Origin of the sequence: Caulobacter sp. S45, from assembly GCF_009765965.1 — a bacterium.
Classification (GTDB): Bacteria; Pseudomonadota; Alphaproteobacteria; order Caulobacterales; family Caulobacteraceae; genus CAHJWH01.
Genome location: NZ_LMUL01000010.1, coordinates 186,154 through 193,278, shown reverse-complemented (window position 1 = coordinate 193,278; position 7,125 = coordinate 186,154). Strand labels below are relative to the sequence as shown.

The 7,125-nt window shown below is 67.3% G+C and carries 7 protein-coding genes; 4 read left to right on the top strand and 3 right to left on the bottom strand.

Annotated elements, in window-relative coordinates; translation table 11 throughout:
- Positions 1–345 (bottom strand): recombinase family protein (locus tag GSQ87_RS05305; RefSeq protein WP_158914002.1); only part of this gene is annotated, 345 nt, incomplete at its 3' end.
- 138 nt (positions 346–483) lie between these two features.
- On the opposite strand from GSQ87_RS05305, the gene GSQ87_RS05300 reads away from it, so the two are divergent.
- Positions 484–882 (top strand): hypothetical protein, encoded by a 399-nt coding sequence (locus GSQ87_RS05300; RefSeq protein WP_158914000.1) that lies wholly within the window; start codon positions 484–486, stop codon positions 880–882.
- Between the two features lie 51 nt (positions 883–933).
- On the top strand, positions 934–2,037 hold the full coding sequence (locus tag GSQ87_RS05295) for a DNA topoisomerase IB (RefSeq protein WP_158913998.1): 1,104 nt from the start codon (positions 934–936) through the stop codon (positions 2,035–2,037).
- 145 nt (positions 2,038–2,182) lie between these two features.
- Here the strand turns inward: GSQ87_RS05295 and GSQ87_RS05290 are convergent, their stop codons facing one another.
- Positions 2,183–3,151 carry a DUF2971 domain-containing protein gene (locus tag GSQ87_RS05290; protein WP_158913996.1) on the bottom strand — a complete coding sequence of 323 codons (969 nt, stop codon included), beginning with the start codon at positions 3,149–3,151 and terminating at the stop codon, positions 2,183–2,185.
- Positions 3,152–3,988: 837 nt separating this feature from the next.
- Here GSQ87_RS05290 and GSQ87_RS05285 point away from each other — a divergent pair.
- Positions 3,989–4,741 (top strand): alpha/beta hydrolase, encoded by a 753-nt coding sequence (locus tag GSQ87_RS05285; RefSeq protein WP_158913994.1) that lies wholly within the window; start codon positions 3,989–3,991, stop codon positions 4,739–4,741.
- A 35-nt stretch (positions 4,742–4,776) separates the two neighbouring features.
- Here the strand turns inward: GSQ87_RS05285 and GSQ87_RS05280 are convergent, their stop codons facing one another.
- Positions 4,777–5,304 (bottom strand): hypothetical protein, encoded by a 528-nt coding sequence (locus GSQ87_RS05280; protein WP_158913992.1) that lies wholly within the window; start codon positions 5,302–5,304, stop codon positions 4,777–4,779.
- Between the two features lie 156 nt (positions 5,305–5,460).
- Here GSQ87_RS05280 and GSQ87_RS05275 point away from each other — a divergent pair, with 156 nt between their 5' ends.
- Positions 5,461–7,110: an NAD(P)/FAD-dependent oxidoreductase gene (locus GSQ87_RS05275; protein ID WP_158913990.1), complete on the top strand. Its 1,650-nt coding sequence runs from the start codon at positions 5,461–5,463 to the stop codon at positions 7,108–7,110.
- Positions 7,111–7,125 lie beyond the last annotated feature (15 nt).

Sequence of the window (7,125 nt, the reverse complement as noted above, 5' to 3'; positions counted from 1 at the left end):
GTCGAGCTGGAAGCGGGCCAGCAGGGCGAGCGCGGGGAACAGCGCGTCGTCGGCCTCGCGGGTGTCGCCCCCCTGCTCGATCGCCACCAGGTCGAGCTTGCGGCGGCGCAGGCTCATCACCGCCTGCATCAGGTCGCGGTGGTCGTGGGCCAGCACCTCCAGCCGGGTCACGATCAGCACGCCGCCGGGCGACAGGGCCGCCAGCGCCTGCTCCAGGGCCGGACGCACCACGCTGGAGCCCGCGCGGCGGTCGGTGAACACCTGGGTGCAGCCGTGCTCGGCCAGGGCGCGGGCCTGCTCGTCGAGCGACTGGGGGAGGATGGCCCTGGCGTATCCGATCAACACACTACGATCCGTGGCGAATGAGGGCTGTGCGCTTTATGGCGGCGGCCCGGCCCTGTCCAGTCGTGAGGCCCGCGCCTTCAGGTGACGATAACCTCGATGCGCTAGTCAGGGACGATCCGTCACGCGAGAGCGCGCCCCGTGTCCGAGCCACGCCCCTTCGGCCGCCGCCAATCCGCCGCCGCCGCGCCTGCGCCGACGATGCGGGCTCCCGTGGCGCGCATGCCCAGGGCGCGGGACGAGGCGGCGCTGTCGCCCGAGGCCGAGGCCCTGCGCGCCCAGCTCGCCGCCGGCCGGGACGAGACCGAGCCGAGCTTCGCCGACTGGCGCCGGTCGCAGCGGGGCGGGCAGGTGTTCGCCTGGGTCATGACCTTCGCGCTGCTGTCGCCCGGCGTGCTCTGCTTCCTGTTCCAGGCGCCGATCCAGGTGTCGTCGGGGCTGGAGGTGGTGGGCATGATCGCCAACTGGTGGCTGCGCCGCGAACGGTGGCGGCGGTTGCGCGACATCGCGGCGTGGGACGCGCCACCCTCGTCGTCCTGAGGAACCGCCGCCTCGCCCCGTCCGTTGGCCCAGCCTCACGGGGCGAAGAGCATGGCGCTGGACGGGGACACGCACGACGACGCGGTGGAGGAGAACGCCGCCCTCGCCCAGGCGGCGGGGCTGGTCTACGTCCACGACGACGATCCGGGCATAACCCGCACCGGGACGCCCAACGCTTTCGACTACCTCCGCCCCAACGGCCAGCCGGTGAAGGACCCGGCCACGCTGGAGCGCATCCGCAAGCTGGCCATCCCGCCGGCCTATCGCGAGGTGTGGATCTGCCCGCGCGCCGACGGCCACCTGCAAGCGACCGGGCGCGACGACCGGGGGCGCAAGCAGTACCGCTATCACGACGAGTGGAGCGCCATGCGCGGCGAGACCAAGTTCGCCCGCATGGCCGCCTTCGGCCGCATGCTGCCGCGTATCCGCAAGCGGGTGGAGGCGGACCTCGGCAAGCGCGGCGCGCCGCTGGACAAGGCTGTCGCCCTGGTGGTGCGGCTGCTGGAGCTGACCCTGATCCGGGTCGGCAACGACGCCTATGCGCGCGAGAACCGGAGCTTCGGCCTGACCACCCTGCGCAACCGCCATGTCGACCTGCACGGCGCGACGCTGGAGCTGGAATTCAAGGGCAAGAGCGGGATCGTGCACAAGGTCGCCCTGCACGACCGGCGGCTGGTCCGCATCGTCCGCTCGATCCAGGAGCTGCCGGGCCAGCGGCTGTTCCAGTACCTGGACGCGGACGGGACGCGGCACGCCGTGGAGAGCCGCCACGTCAACGCCTACCTGCAAGAGATCACCGGCGAGGCCTTCACCGCCAAGGACTTCCGCACCTGGGCCGGCACCATCGCCGCCGCCAAGGCCCTGGCCATGCAGCCCTATCCCGAGAGCGCGGCGGCGGCCAAGCGCACCGTGGCCCTGTGCGTCAAGGCCACCGCCGGCCTGCTGGGCAACACGCCGGCGGTGTGCCGCGCGGCCTACATCCACCCCGGCGTGCTGAAGGCGTTCGCCGACAAGGCGCTGCCCAAGCGTTTCGCCACGGCGGAGGGGCCGAGCTACGAACGCGCGATGCTGAGGTTCCTGGATGCGCTGAGCGAGGATGTTGAGAAGACGACCGGGCTGTCGAAGCGGGCGCAGGTGGGGGTGAGCGGGGGGTGAGGGAGTGGGGCCGCTTACGACCCTTGTCCAACATCCGCGCTCCTCCAGAATGCGGACATTCAGAGGGCCCAGCGCGGCCCCAAAGACGGGCGGCTAATTTCCTTAGGTGAGGCGATCCGGACTCCCCGGCGGCCGATCTCGGCCATTACGTCGCCTCACGAAGGGGGATTTCGGAAACAAAGACCTTGTCGGCGGCATTCTGCACGCCGGCCTCAGTGAGAATAGCCACAAAGGTTTTGTAGAGTGTTAGTGGCTGGGTGGTGGGGCCGATGATGAGCCTATCCAAGAGGTCGGAAATGTTGGCGTTCACCAGTCCGTTCTCGGGGCTATTGAGAAGGGGAATCTGATATATCTGTTGGGGAATGCCCCGGATCGTAGCGAAGGCGGGCGTGATCACTTTAGACTTGTCGATGGCTGGCGAATAGATAATGCGCCACTCTCGCTCTTCCTTGAAGCCGGGGTGCTTGGTAGCGAGAACAGCAAAGCGAAGCATCGCGAACAACGAGCTTAGCAATTGATCGAGAGGGAGGGCCGCAAGGAGCGCGCGGTTGGCGTCCATCTTCTGCGCTATGACTTTGAACTCGGCTGTGAACTCCTCGGGATTGAGGTACGCAACCGCGCTTGAGTAGGCTCCTAGGTTGTTCGTGTCAGCGGTAAAGGGCGTGTTGTTGACAACTAGCGCAACTCCCGACTGGCCCCCATAGGCTCGCCACATGGACAAGCGCCCCAGGGTATCTTCAGAAGCGCTATGTTCCGATAAGCAAGTGAGGAATGTGTCTTGACGGAAGTGGGGAAGCCAACTGTCGAATAGGGTTTCTAAGTTGCCAATAAACCCAGGAGCAATCGAATTCAGAACAGATTTTAACAAACCGCCAGCCTCATCATCACTGTAAGCACCCTGCAGCGCAGCCAAACCATGCTCAACCTCTCTAAAATCGTTCATGGTCAGCGCATTTCGCATCCAAACCGAACGATTTTGCAGGATAGATACCGCAACTTCAGCGCTCGTGTAGTGAACGAATCGACCATTCGTCCTGGCCAGTTCGTCACGAGCATTCATATCCCGCGGAAACAAGAGACGCGCCAGAGCATCTTGCTCGGGTGTAAGTTGCATTATCCCTCACTCCGACAATTGGCGGAGGAGAGCACGCGCATATATGGCCTTGCAAGCGGACTCCCGGAATGCCCAAAAACCACCCATGACTGAATTTCACTGCGGCCGCCAAAAGGCGGGGGGCGCATCAAAAAGACTTCTGACCAGCCAAACATCTTCCGGGCATCCCTCTTCACCGTGCCCGCACAGGAGGATTTGATCCGGCCGTCGTCCCCGCGCGCCAGTATATCCGGGCGGCTTGCCTGCAATCATGTTGTCCTCGCGGCGTTCGGCCTTGTGTTCGGTTCCCGTGGTCCCGCTCATCCCGGCGAATGCCGGGACCCAGATCGTATGGCTCCAAGTAAGGGGAGCGATCTGTATCTCGCCCTCAACTCCAAAGGTCACACCCTATGATCTGGGTCCCGGCATTCGCCGGGATGAGCGGTGGAAAGTGAAACCGCCCGAACCAACGAACCTCCCCCTAAACATTCGTCATGCTGAGGAGCCCGCAGGGCGTCTCGAAGGACGCAGGCGGGGTCGGCGGGGTTTGCGGCGTCGCTGCGACGGGAGTGCGTGCTTCGAGACGCCCTGCGGGCTCCTCAGCATGACGGAGGAAGCAGGGCTCGCGGCCGTCCGCAGTTAACTTGCCAATTCAATTTAAACGGCGCAGCCTGCGCTTCCAATAAAGATCGATCCGCGCCTTTGTCGGGACGACTCTGCGCGGCATGGACTTTCTGTATCCGGATTTACTGCCCAGCTGCAGATCCACGCCCCTTGAGTATCTCACACACAGCTTGCGGATGCGGAATCGTCCGCACTGCACCCATCCAGTCCCCCGTTTCCCCGAAGGAAAGCCCGATGACCAAGACGCGTTCCCTATGGATAGCCGCCGCATCGCTCGCCGCCCTTTCGGCGGGGCCGGCGATGGCCGCGCCGGTGAACAACATCGTGCTCGTCCACGGCGCCTGGGCCGACGGGTCCGGCTGGAAGGGCGTCTACGACATCCTGACCAAGGACGGCTTCAAGGTCAGCGTGGTCGCCAACCCCGACACCGGGGTGGCCGACGACGTGGCGGCGACGCAGCGCGTGCTCGACCGGCAGGTCGGGCCGGTGATCCTGGTCGGCCATTCCTATGGCGGGACGGTCATCACCGAGGCCGGGGCCGATCCCAAGGTGGTGGGCCTGGTCTACTTCGCCGCCTTCGGTCCCGACGAGGGGGAGACGACGGGGCAATACCTGCCCAAGGGTCCGCTGCCGATCGCGGTGTCCAAGGACGGCCTGGCCTTCTTCAACCGCGACGCCTTCCTCGGCGGGTTCGCCCCCGACGTGCCGATGCAGATGCGGGTGTTCATGTACGACAGCCAGGTCCCGCTGGCGGTGTCGGTCTTTTCCGCCCCGATCACGCACCCGGCCTGGAGGTCCAAGCCCTCCTGGTATCTGGTCTCTTCCAACGACCAGATCATCCCGCCCGCCGTCGAGCGGATGTATGCCAAGCGGATGAAGGCGACGACCGTGGAAGTGGCCGGCAGCCACGTCGCCTTCATCTCGCACCCCGAGGTCGCCGCGCACCTGATCGAGGAAGCCGCGAAGGGGGCCGGCGGCGCGAACTGACAGGCTGGAGGTTTCCGGGGGCGGCTTGCAGCCGATCAGCGTTGGTCGGGCGGGACGGCGCTTTGGGGCAGGCCGTCCTGGCAGGTCGGGTAGGTCTGGGTTCGCGGGGTGAGTTCGGTCAGCGGTATCTGGACGGTGTCGCCCGTGTCGGTCTTGAGCGCGACGAACAGTCGACCGAGGGCTGTGCGCAGGTCGGCCGGGGTCTTCGCCGAGACCTGGTAGTGCATGGCGGTGGGGACGCTCGCGCCCTGCCCCCAATCCGGTTCCAGCGTGTAGGCGATCACGCAGGACGGCAGGTGTAGACCCACCCCACTCAGCACACAGGCGGTTTGCGTGCAGGTTCGGCGCAGAGACGAGCGGGGAATGGCCACGATGAGATCGCTCGCGAACAGCTCGACGATGTAGCCCGGCGCGGCGGCCCAGGCCTGCCCGCTCAGCCCCGCGGTCCTATGTCCGGCCTTGGCGGAAGGGTCGCTAAGGCAGAGCAGGCCGATCATGACGGTACAGGTGGCCAGCATGGGGATCGCAACCTCCGCATCCATGGCGAGCATAGCCGGATTCACGCCATCTTTCCCCCCGCCCGTCCGCCGCCCGTTTCCCAGCCTCCGTCCGCCGCAAATTTAGGCGTCCGGCCAAGCTGCGCCCTCGACATGCGCCCCGGCCTGTCGCACCCGCCCGCTGCGTTGCAAAGCTTGCGGCTCCAACGGGGACGGGGCCGGATGAGCACGAGACGCGAACTTCTGATGCGGGTGGCCGGCGTCACCGGGGCGGCGGGGATGTACACCGCGGCGCGCGCGCTCGGGCTGATGGAGGGCGAGGAGGCCTGGGCCGGGCCGCCGGCGCTGACGCCCGGTTCGGGCAAGGGCGCGAAGGTGGTGATCCTGGGCGCGGGCATGGCCGGGCTGTCGGCGGCCTACGAGCTGGGCAAGGCGGGCTATAGCTGCACGGTGCTGGAGGCGCGGGGCCGCACCGGCGGGCGCAACTACACGATGCGCGGCGGCGACGTGCTGGAGATGACCGACGGCACGCGCCAGGTCTGCAGCTTCGACAAGGGCCATTACTTCAACGCCGGGCCGGCGCGCCTGCCCAGCCACCACCAGGCGACGCTGGGCTACTGCCGCGAGTTCGGGGTGCCGATGGAGGTGCTGGTCAACCACTCCGAAAGCGCGTTGATCCAGGCCGACGACATGAACGGCGGCAAGCCGATCCAGATGCGCCAGGCCAGCTTCGATACGCGCGGGCATGTGGCCGAGCTGCTGGCCAAGGCGGTGCGGGGCGGCGGGCTGGACGCGGAGCTGACCAAGGACGACCGCGACCGGCTGATCAGCACCCTGGCCTCCTGGGGCGCGCTGGCGACCGGGCGCGACGCGGTGGTGTCGGCCAATGCGCGCGACCTGCCGGCGGCGGCGGGCAGCGTCAAGGGCCCGCTGTACTACAACGGCTCGGTGGCGTCGGGCTATGCGACCTATCCCGGCGCGGGCGACGAAGTGGCTTCGGCGCGCAAGCCGCTGCCGCTGGACACGCTGATGCATCCGACCGTGCTGCTGGGCTCGCGCTTCCACGAGTTCATCGACATGCAGGCGACCATGCAGCAGCCGGTGGGGGGCATGGACGCCATCCCGCGCGCGCTGGAGGCCAAGCTGGGCCCGACAGTGGTGCGCAAGAACTGCGAGGTGACGCGCATCGCCCGCCATGGCGCGGGGGTGGCCGTGAGCTATCGCGACAAGGCGACCGGCAAGACCAAGCGGGTCGAGGCCGAGTACTGCCTCGTGACCATCCCGCTGAAGGTGCTGTCGGCGATCCCGTCCGACTTCTCCCCCGACCGCAAGGCGGCGATCGACAAGGCGACCTATAACAGCGCCATCAAGATCGCCTTCCAGTCCCCGCGCTTCTGGGAGGCGAAGGACCAGATCTATGGCGGGCTGTCGTTCACCGCGCGCGACACCCTGATCACCTGGTATCCGAGCCATGAGCTGCATGCGCGCGAGGGCGTGCTGGTGGCGGGCTACAGCTTCGGCGAGTTGGCCGACCGCTTCGCCGCTCTGCCCCTGGCCGAGCGGATCGCCTATGCGCGCGGCTCGGTGGAGCGGCTGCATCCCGGCCATTCCGCCTCGCTGAAGGCGCCGATCACGGTGAGCTGGAAGAGCGTGCCCTACAGCCTGGGCATCGAATGCCCCCTGGCCGAACAGGACCCGGCGTCCTATGCCCTGCTCGGCGAGGCGGACGGCCCGTTCTACTTCGCCGGCGAGCATCTGAGCCATGTGGGCGCCTGGCAGCAGGGGGCGATCGTCTCCGGCCACCGGGCCGCCGTCATGCTCGACGCCCGCCATCGCCAGGGCGCGCCCGTCGCCGACGTGCGTAGCCAATGACAACCGCTCTTAGGA

Bases quoted from the DNA above. Each gene is read 5' to 3' on its own strand.
- GSQ87_RS05295 (WP_158913998.1), top strand. From the start codon at position 934: ATGGCGCTGGACGGGGACACGCACGACGACGCGGTGGAGGAGAACGCC.
- GSQ87_RS05290 (WP_158913996.1), bottom strand. From the start codon at position 3,151: ATGCAACTTACACCCGAGCAAGATGCTCTGGCGCGTCTCTTGTTTCCG.
- GSQ87_RS05285 (WP_158913994.1), top strand. From the start codon at position 3,989: ATGACCAAGACGCGTTCCCTATGGATAGCCGCCGCATCGCTCGCCGCC.
- GSQ87_RS05275 (WP_158913990.1), top strand. From the start codon at position 5,461: ATGAGCACGAGACGCGAACTTCTGATGCGGGTGGCCGGCGTCACCGGG.